12 protein-coding genes and 6 pseudogenes are annotated in these 13857 nt (G+C 67.8%); 10 read left to right on the forward strand and 8 right to left on the reverse strand.

Translation table 11 applies throughout. From position 1 onward, the window contains the following. Positions 1-85 precede the first annotated feature (85 nt). On the forward strand, positions 86-562 hold the full coding sequence (locus tag KUM49_RS48915; protein WP_308406885.1) for a hypothetical protein: 477 nt from the start codon (positions 86-88) through the stop codon (positions 560-562). Between the two features lie 917 nt (positions 563-1479). Here KUM49_RS48915 and KUM49_RS34220 read toward each other — a convergent pair. Then, positions 1480-1802, reverse strand: a pseudogene (locus KUM49_RS34220) (transposase); the annotation flags it as partial. On the opposite strand from KUM49_RS34220, the pseudogene KUM49_RS48920 reads away from it, so the two are divergent. Continuing rightward, positions 1793-1891, forward strand: a pseudogene (locus KUM49_RS48920) (cold-shock protein); the annotation flags it as partial. The pseudogenes KUM49_RS34220 and KUM49_RS48920 sit on opposite strands and share 10 nt — an antisense overlap. 212 nt (positions 1892-2103) lie before the next feature. On the opposite strand, the gene KUM49_RS34225 reads toward KUM49_RS48920, so the two are convergent. Both KUM49_RS34225 and KUM49_RS34230 read right to left on the reverse strand, forming a co-directional pair. Next, complete coding sequence (locus KUM49_RS34225; protein ID WP_217240864.1) at positions 2104-2337, reverse strand: hypothetical protein; 234 nt, start codon at positions 2335-2337, stop codon at positions 2104-2106. A 151-nt stretch (positions 2338-2488) separates the two neighbouring features. Then, the gene (locus tag KUM49_RS34230; protein ID WP_217240865.1) at positions 2489-2671 is read right to left on the reverse strand and encodes a hypothetical protein; all 183 of its coding nucleotides are present in this window, start codon (positions 2669-2671) and stop codon (positions 2489-2491) included. A 235-nt stretch (positions 2672-2906) separates the two neighbouring features. On the opposite strand from KUM49_RS34230, the gene KUM49_RS34235 reads away from it, so the two are divergent. After that, on the forward strand, positions 2907-3962 hold the full coding sequence (locus KUM49_RS34235; protein WP_217240866.1) for a GNAT family N-acetyltransferase: 1056 nt from the start codon (positions 2907-2909) through the stop codon (positions 3960-3962). A 187-nt stretch (positions 3963-4149) separates the two neighbouring features. Here KUM49_RS34235 and KUM49_RS34240 read toward each other — a convergent pair whose 3' ends face one another. Further along, entirely contained in the window at positions 4150-4512 is a 363-nt protein-coding gene (locus tag KUM49_RS34240) for an STAS domain-containing protein (protein ID WP_217240867.1), read from the reverse strand. Between the two features lie 161 nt (positions 4513-4673). Between KUM49_RS34240 and KUM49_RS34245 the strand changes: the two genes are divergently transcribed. Further along, positions 4674-5180 carry an ATP-binding protein gene (locus tag KUM49_RS34245; RefSeq protein ID WP_254402231.1) on the forward strand — a complete coding sequence of 169 codons (507 nt, stop codon included), beginning with the start codon at positions 4674-4676 and terminating at the stop codon, positions 5178-5180. A gap of 754 nt (positions 5181-5934) precedes the next feature. Here the strand turns inward: KUM49_RS34245 and KUM49_RS34250 are convergent. The 3 genes from KUM49_RS34250 to KUM49_RS34260 form a co-directional block, all read right to left on the reverse strand. Continuing rightward, positions 5935-6213, reverse strand: coding sequence for a GlsB/YeaQ/YmgE family stress response membrane protein (locus tag KUM49_RS34250; protein ID WP_217240871.1), 279 nt, complete (start codon positions 6211-6213; stop codon positions 5935-5937). Between the two features lie 33 nt (positions 6214-6246). Further along, positions 6247-6405: a hypothetical protein gene (locus tag KUM49_RS34255; RefSeq protein ID WP_217240869.1), complete on the reverse strand. Its 159-nt coding sequence runs from the start codon at positions 6403-6405 to the stop codon at positions 6247-6249. A gap of 1106 nt (positions 6406-7511) precedes the next feature. Then, a complete protein-coding gene (locus tag KUM49_RS34260; protein WP_217240870.1) occupies positions 7512-7958 on the reverse strand; it encodes a hypothetical protein in 447 nt (148 codons plus the stop codon). A 367-nt stretch (positions 7959-8325) separates the two neighbouring features. Between KUM49_RS34260 and KUM49_RS34265 the strand changes: the two genes are divergently transcribed. Next, positions 8326-9540: a serine/threonine-protein kinase gene (locus KUM49_RS34265; protein WP_308406887.1), complete on the forward strand. Its 1215-nt coding sequence runs from the start codon at positions 8326-8328 to the stop codon at positions 9538-9540. An 80-nt stretch (positions 9541-9620) separates the two neighbouring features. Continuing rightward, positions 9621-10139, forward strand: a pseudogene (locus KUM49_RS34270) (SMI1/KNR4 family protein); the annotation flags it as partial. Here KUM49_RS34270 and KUM49_RS34275 read toward each other — a convergent pair. Next, positions 10112-10363 (reverse strand): annotated as a pseudogene (locus tag KUM49_RS34275) (transposase family protein); the annotation flags it as partial. The pseudogenes KUM49_RS34270 and KUM49_RS34275 sit on opposite strands and share 28 nt — an antisense overlap. Positions 10364-10461: 98 nt before the next feature. Here KUM49_RS34275 and KUM49_RS34280 point away from each other — a divergent pair. The 4 genes and pseudogenes from KUM49_RS34280 to KUM49_RS34290 form a co-directional block, all read left to right on the forward strand. Then, a pseudogene (locus KUM49_RS34280) lies at positions 10462-11439 on the forward strand (ISAzo13 family transposase); the annotation flags it as partial. Between the two features lie 508 nt (positions 11440-11947). Next, complete coding sequence (locus KUM49_RS50385) at positions 11948-12319, forward strand: reverse transcriptase domain-containing protein (RefSeq protein WP_308406889.1); 372 nt, start codon at positions 11948-11950, stop codon at positions 12317-12319. 6 nt (positions 12320-12325) lie between these two features. After that, positions 12326-12796 (forward strand): group II intron maturase-specific domain-containing protein, encoded by a 471-nt coding sequence (locus tag KUM49_RS48930; RefSeq protein ID WP_254402232.1) that lies wholly within the window; start codon positions 12326-12328, stop codon positions 12794-12796. Positions 12797-12918: 122 nt separating this feature from the next. Next, positions 12919-13584 (forward strand): annotated as a pseudogene (locus KUM49_RS34290) (ISAzo13 family transposase); the annotation flags it as partial. Positions 13585-13857 lie beyond the last annotated feature (273 nt).

Genomic DNA, 13857 nt, shown 5'->3' on the forward strand with positions numbered 1-13857 from the left:
TCGTGCGCTCGCTGATTCGTCCGGCGCAGGGTGCTCACCTGCGTACTTGCGCCGATGCGACCGCCGTACGTCTCAGGGAACCCGCGTGAACTCCAGTTGGGAACTACTGCAAGCGCTGGGGATCTTTCAAAGGGCGACGCCCGATCAGCTGTGGAAGCTGACCCGCCCGGACAACCAGCACGACAAGCTCACGCGGGACAACCTCCTGGATCTGGAGGAACACCACCTGGTGAGGATCGAATCGGTCCAGGACGACCAGCGACAGGTATGGGTGCTCACCAAGCGAGGACACAGCGAAGCGAAGACACTGCTGGAGCCGAAAGACATACGAGTCTCGGTGCTCCGCGAAGAGAATCATGGTCGGCAGGCGGCAGGAACTGGCGCTGCACACCGGCCACAATGCAGGCCTCACCAGCTCCTGCGGGACTCCATCGGCACCCTCGGCATCAGCACCCTCGGCGCCCGCACACCCGTGGCCGGCCAGTGCTTCCACTGCGAGGGGACCGGGCATGCCCGCCCGCTGTGGGAGCGGTCGCGGACAGTCGGCATCGATGTCTCGTAGTTCCCGTCAGCGCCAACCCCTGGGTCCACCGATCTTATGAATGACCAGCTCAGACCCACGCTTGGAAGGTAGGACAAGCCGAACGCCACTGGCACCGGCCCTACATCCGGGACTGAGCGCCCTACCTGCAGCGCGCTGCCGGGCAGCAGTAGGACCAGTACTTATCGGGGGTCTGTCCCGGCCTGCAACGACTCGGCCGAATGACCTCTGAGCTGGGCAGATAGGTCATCGTTACTTATGGTCGCTTTTGGTCGTCACCCGGCGTCTGGTGTCCTGACCGTGTCCAGGACACCACCTCACCAACCAAGCAGGCGGAGGGGTAGCGGCGGACCTACCGAAAGCGCAGCATGGAAGAGCGGTGATTTTGCCAGCGAATTTCGGTGATTCACCGGTCCGTACGGACGGGACGGCACGATCATGACAGAGGTCATGTTCCAGCGCGGTGAACCATGCGTCCACTGCGCAGGAGACACACAACGACCTCCTGAGGCAGCCCGCATGCTCTGCGAGGATCACTTTAGGGATGTCGCGGTCATGCATTTCGCTCGCCGGAAGCACCCGAACCCAATGGAGGCGGCGACCTCGGCGATGGACGGTGGGCTCCGAGCCGCATCCGTGCCCGTCGATGACCCTTTGCCGGACCGAAACCTGACCGGCCCGACCGTCAGCTGACCAGGTGCTTCAGGAAGTCGGTCACGACTTCTCGACCTCTTCCTTCGTCGTGCTGTCTTCGACGCAAAGCCGGTCCACGTCCCTAACCTCGATCTTTCGCGGGGGGTCCGCCGACGGAGTCGGTGGGCCCTTTTGCTTTCCGGAGCTGATGGTGGGCAGGCCGGTGGCCCGGCTGTCGCGTCGGTGGGCGCCGGGTTCCACTGCCCGGGGCGGGCGATGCTGTCGAAGGGACGGTGGGTTGCTGGTCAGCCGGGGTCGGGCAGGAGCGCGAGCCGTTCAAGGGCGGCGGTGATCTCGCAGGTCCAGGGCCAGTGCCGGGCGAGGCGAAGGATCCTGCGCCGACCGGTGGTGACGAGCTGGCCAGCTGCGGAGAACAGGCGGAACCGTAGGCGACGCGGTTCCCAGAGCCTCGCCCGGCCGGTGAGGGCGAGCATGGGCATCCAGGCCAGCAGGTCGAGCGCGATCTGGACGATCTCCATCCAGACCCGGTTCTGGGCGGTGTCGTGCAGGGGCAGGTTGCTCAGTCCGGTGGCCCGGGCCGGATCCGGTCCTCGGCCCGGGCCCGGACACCGCGAGCTGACCGAGGGTGAGCATGTGGCTTTCGACGTCGGCCAGGGGCAGAAGGGGCTGCAGGCGCAGAACATCGTCCGGGGCTGAGCGGGCAGCAGAAGCGGAGAGTGAGGCGGCTGTCCGGTCCGGCAGCCGCCTCACTCATGCAGCGGTGCAAGACGGTGGGTCGGTCCTTTCCCGGCGCTCTGCCACATTCAGCCCGCAGCGTTGAGGGCGGGCGGCGGGCGGGAAGCCGGTTCGGCATCGTGGGCACAGGCCGGGTCCGTCGCCATCCGCCGAGTTGACGGACCCGGGCTTTCTCACACGATGTCGGCTGCGTCGGAGTGCTGTGGTCGTTCGCGTATCGCGGCGAAGAGTGCCCGGTCGGTCGGGAGACCGGCAGCGTCGAAGGCGCGATGGCGGCCGAGGTGTTCGATGCGGGCGCCAGAGCAGTGGTTTTGCAGGTAGTCCGTGAGCCAGGCGTCCGGTGTCGGCACCATAGGGGGAAGACCGAACGTGGCGGGCATCTCGTCCTCGCCGCTGTCGAAGAACATCACCTTGCCGGTCCGGGCCCAGAGCTCCCTGAGCAGGTGTGTGGCGTGTCGAGCCCCTGCTCCCGCACCAGGTGATGCCACAGGGACAGCACGAGGGTGCAGTCGGTTACCGGCAGCAGGTCGATGGTGTCGGGGCGCAGCTCAAGTTCCATCACCGCCACGTTGGCCAGGTGGTTTCGTCGCACGGCGGTGGTTGTTGTCCGAACGTTTTCGGATCCGACTCCAGCGCGACCGTGGGTATCCCGCTGCTGGCGAGTTTGATGGGGAAGCAGCCGGCATTTGCGCCGACGTCGATCGCGCTCTTCGCATCCAGCCGCACGATGACCGGTTGCATCGCAGCCCATCGAGACCCGGTGCCGACCGCTCGTTTCGCTTTGCGTACCGGTAGCCCGGGGACGGGTTGGTAGAGGCCGTCGGGTAAGGGTCATGACGCGGGGAGCGTTTGGGCCTGGTGCCGGCTGGGGTGGGATGTCCGGTGCTGCGGGTGCGAGGGGTGGTTGGTTGTGATCCTCTGGAGTAAGGCCCGTTTAGTCCTTCAGGGCAGGGGGATGGCCGTGAATACTGCCGTGATGACGCGCCCTGCTTTCGCGGTGCGTACTCCCGCCCCGCGGGAGGTGTGGCAGCAGCTGGTCGAGGCCGACGACGATGTGCTGGTCACGCAGACACCGCGCTGGCTGGAGTGTATCTGCGCCACCGGAGGTTATGAGGACGCCAGCCGCCTGTATGAGTTCGACAGCCAACGGACCGTGCTGGTGCCGCTCGCCCGTCGGCGAGGGTGGCCGGCCCGGCTCATCGGTGAGGACGCCTGGCCTTCCGAATGGGGCATCGGAGGTCCACTCGCCGATGGGGAGCCGACCCTCGCACAGGCGCGTGCCGTCTTCGAGGACCTGAGCCGTCTCCCGGCCAACCGCATCTCGGTGCGGTTCGGGCCGCGCGCGGCACCAGTGTGGGCCGCCGCCGTGCCCGGGGCCTTCCAGCCGGCGCGGAACATGACGTACATCCTGGACCTCAAAGGCGGCTTCGACACCGTCTGGCAGGAGCGGTTCAAGTCGGCGACGAGGACCGCTGTACGCAAGGGCGAGAAGGCGGGTCTCGAGGTCGAGGTGGACCGCACCGGGCGCCTGGTCCCCACCTTCTACGAGCTGTACCAGCTGTCGGTCACCCGGTGGGCGGCCCAGCAGCACGAGCCCGCGGCGCTGGCCCGCTGGCGCCGAAGGCGCATCGACCCGCTGTGCAAGTTCCAGGCGGTCGCAGAGGTGTTCGGTGACAACTGCGCCGTGTGGCTGGCCTCGCACGGAGGCCAGCCGGCGGCGGCCATGATCGTCCTCCAGCACGGTCACCACGCCAAGTACTGGCGCGCCGGGATGGACAAACCACTGGCCAGTCCCGCTCGCGCCAGCACGCTGCTGCACCGGTACGCCATCGAGGATGCCTGCGCGGCGGGCTGCCGCTGCTACCACCTGGGCGACTCCCCCGGGGGTTCCTCGGTCAGCACCTTCAAAGAACGCTTGGGCGCGCGCGGTTACCCGTCCTTCGCTTACCGCCGGGAGCGCTTTCCCATGACCACGGTCGATCAGCGCTTGAGAGGGGTGGTCAAGCGGGTCATCGGGTTTCAGGATGCGTAGAGGTTCGCTGTGGCTCCCTGATCGGTCGGTGAGAAGCGGCACCAACCGCGGCGGAAGCCGACGCGGGCACGGCCACAGGGAGCGTAACCAAGGCGGCCGCTGGCGGCATGCGCGAACCCGTCAGTCGCCGGCAGGACGCCCGGGACGCGGAAGCCGGGCAGGACGTCGTGGCCGGGCACGGCGCAGGTCAGGGGGCCAGGGCCTGTTCGACGGTGGGATGGCAGCCGATGACCTGGTCCAGGCCGACGATCGCAAGGACCCGCAGCACCGGTGCCTGGGCGCCGACCATACGCAGCCATCCGTGAGCGTCACTCATGCTCGTGTGGGCGGCGATGAGGGCGTTGATGCCGCTGGAGTCCATGAAGGTCACGCCGCTGAGGTCCACCACGGTCCGCGGCGAGGTCACACTGCCGTAGGACAGCAGAGCCTCGGTGAACTGCTCCGTGACGGCGTGGTCGATCTCGCCGCGCAAGGTGATCACCCGGATGCCGTCGACGGTGGTGTGGTCGATCGACAGGCCGGGCCGTGCTGCTCCGTGGGTGTCTGTCACTGTTTTCCTCGACTGCGCTGGCTGATGGGGGCGGGGGCCCCGACACGATGTGCGTTGGCAGCCTGTCCCGATAATACGATGAACACCTGTTCGAATCTTTGGGTGACCGAGCTCACGGCATGTGAGGCAGAGTCCGGGGTATCCGCGGGCGGATTAGGCGGATGAATGGGGGAACAAGGGTGGATCCGGCGGAATCAGTCCCCGATGGTGAAGACAGCGTGGTGCCTCATGCCCCTCCGATACAGGACACCGTCGCCCTGGACGGTGACGGATCCTGCATCGCCGAGGCACGCCACCGCGCGGTGGACTTCCTCACCCGCGTACAGGCCGAACACGGCCTGCCGGTGTCCGCACGTGCGATGGACCTGACTCAGCTGGTGGTCAGTGAGCTGGTCACCAACGCCCGCAAGTACGCCCCCGGGCCTGTGCTGATGGAACTGCGTGTTTCGGGCGCCGTGGTGGAAGTTGTGGTGTGGGACAGCGATCCGGTCCTGCCGGTGGCCCGGGCCGCTGATGCGGGCAGGGTCGGGCAGCACGGTCTGGAGATCGTCATGGCCGTCGCGCAGGGCTTCGAGGTCCAGCGGGAGCCGGTCGGCAAACGCATCACCGCCCGCATCGCCCTGCCCGACGACCCCGGCGGGGATGTCACCGGACGCCGCCCTCAGTAGGAGGCAGCGCTTCCCGCTGGCCCCGCTGTCGTGCCTGACGGCTGCCGTGAAGCGGAGGGCTGCAGGGGGCGACGTCGGCGGGGGAGAGGTCGGGGCGGGTACGGTGCCCTGCGGGGTGGCGCCACCGGCCGGAGGCGCTGCGGGTGACGTCGACGCCGGCTTCGCCCCATGCGCAGACCGCCGACGCCCAAGAGTGTCGGGCCGGTCGATCCCTAGTTGTCCTTGCTGCCCCCGTGGGAGGGCCGCTTCGGTGAGCACCATCAGGCCACCGCCGTCAGGCATTTCAGTGACGGTGTGGCCGAGCTGGAGCAGCAGCCCTGCTATTGCGGCCTGCACGATCACCCTCATACTGTCGTGGCTTGTTGCATGGCCTGCCTGGTCACGGCTGAGCGCGGTGAACCCGTCCGAGGCCGTCCAGCTGACCAGAGCGCCTGCGGGCACCTCGGTCACTCGCAGTCCCGGAATCGCGCTGTCCGCGTCGCCCAGCACCTGAAAGCCGGCCTGGACCAGGCAAGAGCTCACCTGGGAAACGAGTTCTGCCGGGGTGCGCGACACGCGGATCGCCTGCCCACGAGAAGCACGATCATGCCACCGAGCAGCACAGGCGCCCTGTTCGGACGGCGGCAGGACGCCGGGGACCTGGGCGACGGCAACCAGTGGGCGGGCCACCGGGGGCCCGGGCCGTACACGCCGACGGCTCCCGTCCGGCGAAGGGAAGGGAGCCATCCAAGTGTGGCGTTATGCCTTCAGCACGTCATGCGTGACGGTGCGAATGCCGGTTGCCGGTGACGAGGCGGTAGAGGGCGAGCAGGATGAAGGAGCCGACGATCGCGGCGATCCAGGTGGAGAGGTCGAAGAATCCGTCGATGGAGTCGACGCCGAAGATCACCTTGCCGAGCCAGCCGCCGAGCAGACCGCCGACGATACCGATGAGCATGGTGATGATGATGCCGCCGGGGTCCTTGCCCGGCATCAGGGTCTTGGCGATGGCGCCGGCGAGCAGGCCGATGATGATCCACGCGATGATGCCCATGGTGCCTCTCCGCTTCGTCATATAAAGGCTGTGTCAGCTCATCGTCTGCACCGATCGCGCCCGAACAAACGTCTTCTCCGTCCGGTTGTGCCAGCTCCTGATCCGAAAGAGCGGGCCCGCTGCGGGGCCGAGGGCCTGGGGTGCGGAGAGCAGTTCGGCTGTGGCGCGCTGAACGGTCGCGTCGTCGAGCATGCGCGCACCCTAGGCACGACGGAGCGGGATCTGTCACCGCCTGCGGCATCACCCCGCAGCTCGTGATCAGACATGCGGCTCAGGGCGGGTACGTCCTGCCGGGTGTACTGCACCGCTGTCCCTCGACGGGCTGGACCCGTGCCGATGTGCCCAACAGACCCAACGTCCCTGCCGGAAGACCTCTTTGCGCAGCAAAAAGCGGGGGCGCCTGGCCGGTGAAGGCCCGCCTTCGGGTTACTGGCGCTGCTGGAATGCGACCGCGTCAGGATTGTTGGTGAGCCACCAGTGGCAGACGTTCCAGTGGTTGTCCTTGCCCCCGGCGTCGTCGAACGTCACGACGGCCACGACCTGGCCACTGCAATTCGGGCTCGGCGAGGTGTGCATGCTGACTTGCGGTCGTTGTCCCGCGGTACCTCGTCGACGGCCGTGATGACGGACTTCATGGCCGGAGCTTATGCCCCTCGAAGCCGGAACCTGTGGTCCTGGTCCCGGTGGAGCCAGGAAGCGCAGCTACGGCACCCCACGAGGTGCCGAGCAGTCGCGCGGCTTGCTGGAGTACCTCCAGGATCTCTCGGCGGGCTGCGGGCCGGGAGGCGCGGCCCAGCCGGCCTGGGCTTGCGTCCCATGGGGACGGCCACCTCCAGTGCGGGCAGCAGGGTGATCACCTCGTGGAGAAACGGTGCCCCGCCCTGGTATCTCCGTGCGTCCGGGAGCGGCTATGCGGGTTCGCCGTGCCCAGGTACCACGGCACGACATTCCAGTGCACGGAGGCGCGGTACGGCAGAGCGGCCAGCGTCATCCGCCCGCCCCCCCCGGCTCCCGGCGCCCTTGCCGCGCCCGGCGGTCCAGTTCTTGGCGCCTGCGCAGGCGCCGAAGGTGATCTCCCCGAGCAGGCGCAGCCGTACATCCTCGCGTCCGTCCCGGCCGAGCTTGGCTTCGAGCTGGTCGTTTGCTCGTGAAGCTCGTGCGCAGCCATGAGTGAAATGACTGGGTCTCACGGTCCCCGGACCGTGAGACCCATTGTCGGCAAGGAAGTCAGGACTCACTGGGCAGGCAGTGACCGCACCGCTTCCACTGCGTGGGTACCTCACCGTCGGTGGGGAACCTCAGCAGCTCCCACCGCGGTAACCCCGCCGGAACCAGTCGCAGTCCGTGCCGGCGTGGTAGAAGTCGCTCGTCTTCGTGGCGATGAACTCGTCATCGAACTTCCAGGTGTCAGGACGCATGAACCGCCCGTAGGCGTCCTTGCGCAGGCCCGAGTCGATTCCGCCGTTCTTTCCGCCACGGCTGTTGCGAGTGTTGAGCCCGCATGCCTCAGCGAACTCGTAGACGTCGAAGTTCGGGTCGTTGTACCCGAGCACCTGGGCGGTAACCCACATCGCGTTGGTCTTGACGTGCTGTGCCTCGTTGTCCGTCAGGACCCGCTCGGTGATCTTGGAGCTGGAGTCGCTGGCGCGGCTGTGACCCGCTCGGTCGAGCCGCCAGGGCGCATCGGACCAGTCGTGGTTGCGGATCTCGGCAGCGAACTCCTGGGCGATCTTGCTGAGGGCCATAGCGTCCTCCGATCGGACGGCCTGTCCGCCCCCCGACGGGCGGACAGGCGACGGTACGCGCCGACAGCCGGCAGTCGCAATGGCCCAGCTGACACGGGGGCGGAGTGCCAGGTGTGACACCGGGGGTTTGTGCTGCGCTGTACCAAGAGGACCGTGAGGTCCCGTGGCGCTCGCTCCCCCCTTTTGAGCGAGTGCTTGGTGCAGGGCAGGCAGGTGCACCCCCCGTCGTCTGCCTGCCCGGCGCACGTCTTGTCGGGACCGGCTCAGGTCGCCCGGCGCGCCCCGGTACTCTGAGCGCACCACAGCCCAAAAGATCACTAATCGTGGGAATTCGGGTCTCGTGGTGATCAGCCGTTGTCGATGCGGGGTGGGTGCACAGGTGCTGCTGGCGGACCGCTATCAGCTGCAGGAGCTGCTCGGGCACGGCGCGATGGGGGAAGTGTGGCGAGCCGCCGACGAGGTCCTCGGCCGCCTTGTCGCGGTCAAGCTCGTTCGGGCGGAGGAAACGACGGACACCGAGCGCTTCCGTATGGAAGCGCAGACCGCTGGTCGCCTCAACCACCCCAACGTGGTGAGCGTGTACGACTTCGGCTCCCACCACGATCAGCTCTACCTGGTCATGGAGCTCGTCGACGGCTGGAGTCTGGCCCAGGAGCGGTCCATGCGCGGCGTTCTGGACCCGCAGGAGGCGGTGAGCATCGCGGCGCAGATGGCGGCGGGCCTGTCCACCGCGCACCGTCAGGGTGTGATCCACCGGGACATCAAGCCCGCCAACGTAATGATCTCCACCGAGCGCACTGTGAAGATCACCGACTTCGGCATCGCCCGCTTCACCGACGACGCTTCCAGCACTCTGACCGCCACCGGCAAGATCCTCGGCACCGCCGACTACCTGGCCCCCGAGCGTGCCCTTGGGCGTCCGGCTCTGCCTGCCTCCGACGTCTACTCGCTCGGCTGTGTGCTGTACGAACTGCTCACCGGGCGGCCTCCGTTCCGGGGCGCCACGTCGCTGGCGGTGGTCCAGCAGCACGTCGACGCCGCCGCGACTCCGCCCGCACAGCTGCGCCCCGAGATACCGGAGCCGCTGTCCGAGTACGTGCTACAGCTGCTCGCAAAAGACCCCGGCCGTCGACCGGCCACCGAACACGCCGCCGATTGGCTTAACACGCAGCAGTGGACGCCGCCGCCGGCCGAGAACGACGCAGCCTTCATACCGGCCCCGCCCATCCCCTCGTCTCCCCCGTCACCCCCTGCCGATACCCGGATGTCGCACTCCCGCCCGCGCGACCGCCGCAGGCTGGCCTCGAAAGCGGCCCTGGGCGGAGCGGCTGTCGCCCTGTTCGCCGGTGCAGCCGTCATTGGGGCAAGTCTGAACTCTGGCGACGACAGCCCCTCGCCGCCCGCTTCCCCTACCCCTGCGACGGTCAGGTCCGTACCGGCCGGCGAGGCCCCCACCTCGCCGCCAACGACCGCCTCGCCAACGACGGCGATCCCCTCCCCGGCACCCCCCTCGCCGGAGACTCGCGGAGACGACGAGGACCGCAAAGGAAAGGGCAAGCACGGCAAGGGTTCCGGCGACTGAGCCGGCTCGGAGTCACCCGCATGAGCCCGCAGGAGCAGGCGGCCAAGGCTGCCGCCCAGGCGGCAGTGAAGGCGGAAGAGACTGGGCAGATCATCATCCTCAGCCATGAGGAGAACGTCGGCGCCGGCCTGGTCGCCGACTCCCTCACCGACCTGGTGCTGAACGGGCGCAAGAAAGTCCGCCGCGGCCGTGGCGGGGCCGAGGCGCCGGCCGTGGCCTGGGTCAACCATGCGAGCCTGCAGAGTGTCGAGGCCGCGGTCCACCCCGGACTGGAGGTGCTGTCCCTCGGCGTGTGGGACGGCGAGCCGTTCAGCCTCGCGCCTGTCACCGGGCTGCCCCGTCTGCGGACCCTCATGGCTTGTCAGGGCACGCTCGCCGACCCGCTGGAGATCGCCCGGTTGAGGGGTCTGGAGTACCTCGAACTCGGACCGGAGGACTGGCGCGTCCTCCTCGATGCCGGGGCCGTTCCGCGCTCGCTGCTCGCAGCCGGCATCGAGGTCCGCGGCGACCGGCATCCGCTCCGGATGGTGGCCCTCACCAACGAAATCCTCGCCCTCTGGGACCGCCCGCCGATTACGCGGACGGTCCTCGACGGCGACCCCCCGAACAGCGGGGCGAGTTGGCGCAGCGCAGGTTGGTTCGCCAGTACGCGGCGACCAGAAGGACCCGGTCCTCCAGCGGCAGGCTCGGGGGCCGGCCCTTGGGGACCGGATCCGCGCTCTCACGTCGCAACGCAGTGATCAGCTTGCCGTACTGACGCGGGCTCAGCCCGGTGAACGGGGCTATCCAGGACGGGCTCCGACGCCGTGATCACACCAGGCACATCAAGATCCTCATCTGTGACCAGCACTTACGGGACAAGTCTTAGGGCTTGCGGGGAATCAAGGTGTTGCTTCCCGTCCTGTGGCTCGTTGGCGTGGTATGCGCATCCCGGATGAGACTCGTGACCAACTCGCCGTGAAGTTCGCGGTGTTGCTCCCGCATCTGGATGAGCGGCAGCGACGGCTGCTGATGGCTGTGGAGCCCCGGGTGCTGGGGCACGGCGGTGTCCGGGCCGTCGCGCAGGCCGCCGCGGTCAGTGAGACGACGGTCCGCAAGGGCGTGTTCGAACTCGAGGCGGGTGAGGAGCCTCTGGGGCGGGTGCGCCGTCCGGGCGGGGGCCGCAAACGGGCCGCGGATCTGGATCCGGGGCTGCGGCCGGCACTGCTGGCGCTGGTTGAGCCGGATGTGCGAGGTGACCCGATGTCGCCGTTGCGGTGGACGGTGAAGTCCACGCGCGCGCTTGCGCGGGAGCTGACGCGGGCCGGGCATCGCGTCAGTGCCGACACCGTCGCCGGGCTGCTGCGGGAGGAAGGCTTCAGTCTGCAGGCCAACGCCAAGACGATCGAAGGCAGCCAGCACCCGGACCGGGATGCGCAGTTCCGCTATCTCAACGAGCAGGCCCGCGAGCACCGGGACACCGGCCAGCCGGTCATCAGCGTGGACACCAAGAAGAAGGAACTCGTCGGCGAGTTCAAGAACAACGGCCGGCAGTGGCGGCCGTCAGGTGAGCCGGTGCCGGTGAACGTGCATGACTTCGCCGACCCGCAGCTGGGCAAGGCCGTCCCCTACGGGATCTATGACGTCGCGGCGAACACCGGCTGGGTCAACGTCGGCACCGATCACGACACCGCCGCGTTCGCCGTGGAGTCGATCCGCCGCTGGTGGCACGGCCAGGGCCAGGCTGCCTACCCGCATGCGGCACGACTGCTGATCACCGCTGACGCAGGCGGCTCCAACGGCTACCGCACCCGGGCCTGGAAACTCGAACTGGCCCAGCTCGCCGCCGAAACCGGGCTGACGATCACCGTGTGCCACCTGCCGCCCAGCACATCGAAGTGGAACAAGATCGAGGTGCGCCACGAGGCGCCACTGTTGCCGGGCAGGGGTGAAAGAACCCTGCCGCCGGGCTGTCGCAGCAGCCCGGTGAAGCTGAGGGCAGCCGATCAGTGGAGACGCACGGAGAGGTGGGAGCAGCCCTGACAACGACGGAGCGCGTCGGTACTTCCAGACGGCGCGTGTCCGGCAAGCAAGACGAGACGCCGTACGAGAGGAACCAGTGCCTGACGTCCCGTAAGTGTTCCACCGGCTCCAATCTGGAGGATATGGGCCGGGTGCAGCGCACGCCGCCTTCTCGTGGGCGGCGACTTCGAAGCCGGTCTTTCGATGCTGGTGAGGAGGCCACGCTGAATGCCTGCGGCGTAAGTGTGGCGATGCTGTCGGGGTAGAGCTGGGCGGCTCACTCGCCGACCGGAGAGTGGTGAACGTGGGAAGCGTGCTGGAGGCACCCTTCCCGGCTGACATCCAGTCAGCCGGTGGGCAGGCCCGTCGTCGGCCGACGGCTCCAGGACGTGGCGGAGGCCCCGTAGTGCGCAAGCGCGTCAAAGACAACCGCGTCCTGGCCATGGTGAAGGCGTTCTTGAAGTCGGGCATCCTCGGGGAGGATCGCGTGCTTCGGGAGACCACCGCCGGTACCCCACAGGGTTCGATTCTCTCGCCGTTGATGAGCAACGTGGCGCTGTCGGTCCTGGACGAGTACATCGCCCAGTCACCGGGAGGGCCGGGGTCCACGCCCTGGGCGAGGGCCAAGCGAGGTCGTCAAGGTCTCCCCAACTACCGGCTTTCCAGGTACGCGGACGACTGGTGCCTGATGGTCTCCGGCACCAAGGACGACGCCGAAGCTCTGCGCGAGGAGATCGCGGAGGTGTTGTCCACGATGGGTTTGCGCCTGTCCGTGTAGAAGACTTTGATCACCCATATCGACGAGGGGCTGGACTTCCTCGGGTGGCACATCCAGCGCCACCGCAAACGGGGCTCCAGCCGCAGCTACATCTACACCTATCCCTCGCGCAAGGCCCTCAAGGCCGCGATGGACAAGGTCAAGACGATCCGCCGCGAAACAGCCACCGGCCTGCCACTGGACGAACTGCTCATCCAGATCAACAAGATGCTGTTCGGCTGGTGCATGTACTTCCGCCCCGGGGTGTCCAGCGCGACCTTCCAGTACCTCAGCTCGTACACATGGAGCCAGGTCATGAAATGGCTGCGCCGCAAACACCACCGGATCAACAGGAAGGACCTCCGCCGCCGCTACTGCGGTGGAGGTTGGTGGCCATCAGGAGAGGAACGGACATTGTTCGATCCCGGCAAAGTGCGCACCACGCGCTACCGATACCGGGGAACGGTCATCCCTTCACCCTGGCCGACCACCGGATGAAGATAACTGTCCATGGTTGAACGGGACTTGTGGAGCGCCCGGTGCGGTGAGAGCCGCACGCCGGGTGCGGGAAGCGGCTCCGGGGAAACGGCTCGATCGAAAGACGAGACCGCGCCCCGGGCCGACTTCACCACCGGCTCTTCTCACACATCACCATGAACTGGCGCGGCCGCCCACTGACCAGCCACGAAGTCATCGTCCAGTCCATCGCCGCGACCACCACCCGCACCGGACTTCGCGTGAGCGCCGCACTCGACACCAACACCTACCCCACCGGAGTCCGAGTCCATGACGCAGAGATGGCGGCACTGCCGCTGACCCGGCACGCCTTCCACGGCGACTGGAACTATGCACTGCACCCGCAGCACCGTCCGGCCGTCCCGATGGCCCGGGCCCCGCAGGCTCCGGCCCCGCAGTGGGACCAGGCCCTGCTGTCCGATCCCGCCCTGACCGGCATGTCCCGGCAACAACTGGACGCCCTCACAGCAACTGTGGCCCGAGACGGCGATACCCGGCGCGGCCGTCCGCCCAGGCTCGCCTTCCCCGAACAGGTCCTGGCCACCGTGCTCCATCTGCGGGTCACCCTCGCCGCCGAACCTCTCGCCGTACTGTTCGGCAGCAGCCGGACCGCGATGCACCGCACCCTCCTGAAGAACAGGAAACTGTTCCAGGGACACGGCATCGTCATCCCACCCGCGACGACGCCACCCGCCGTCCTCGCTGCCCTCCAGGCTCGAGTCCACGCCCAAACCGGCGAGCCCCACGACAAGATCAAGACGACGTGTTAATGATCTGCAAGCCCTTAGGGCTGGCGGGATTCGTAATCATTCCTTGCAAATCGAACGCCACCGTCGCCCTCCGCGACCGCTCCCCAAGATCTGTGCCAGAACCGAGTTCTGGCAACGCTTGAGGGCTTGCGGTGGGAGCATGGACATGCTCTGCGAGATGAGGCTGCGATGGCGCCACCGAAGTCCAAGGTCGACTTGTACGCGGCGATCCGCCGTGACGCCCGGGCAGGGATGTCGTACCGGGCCTTGATGCGTGAGTACGGAGTCGGATTC

Origin of the sequence: Streptomyces sp. AC555_RSS877, from assembly GCF_019049245.1 — a bacterium.
In the GTDB taxonomy this organism is placed as follows: Bacteria; Actinomycetota; Actinomycetes; order Streptomycetales; family Streptomycetaceae; genus Streptomyces.

What these genes read in the sequence shown, in the direction of transcription:
- KUM49_RS34225 (WP_217240864.1), bottom strand. Translation starts at nt 2,337, where the DNA reads ATGTTCTTCGACAGCGGCGAGGACGAGATGCCCGCCACGTTCGGTCTT.
- KUM49_RS34230 (WP_217240865.1), bottom strand. Translation starts at nt 2,671, where the DNA reads ATGCAACCGGTCATCGTGCGGCTGGATGCGAAGAGCGCGATCGACGTC.
- KUM49_RS34235 (WP_217240866.1), top strand. Translation starts at nt 2,907, where the DNA reads ATGACGCGCCCTGCTTTCGCGGTGCGTACTCCCGCCCCGCGGGAGGTG.
- KUM49_RS34245 (WP_254402231.1), top strand. Translation starts at nt 4,674, where the DNA reads ATGAATGGGGGAACAAGGGTGGATCCGGCGGAATCAGTCCCCGATGGT.
- KUM49_RS34250 (WP_217240871.1), bottom strand. Translation starts at nt 6,213, where the DNA reads ATGGGCATCATCGCGTGGATCATCATCGGCCTGCTCGCCGGCGCCATC.
- KUM49_RS34255 (WP_217240869.1), bottom strand. Translation starts at nt 6,405, where the DNA reads ATGCTCGACGACGCGACCGTTCAGCGCGCCACAGCCGAACTGCTCTCC.
- KUM49_RS34260 (WP_217240870.1), bottom strand. Translation starts at nt 7,958, where the DNA reads ATGGCCCTCAGCAAGATCGCCCAGGAGTTCGCTGCCGAGATCCGCAAC.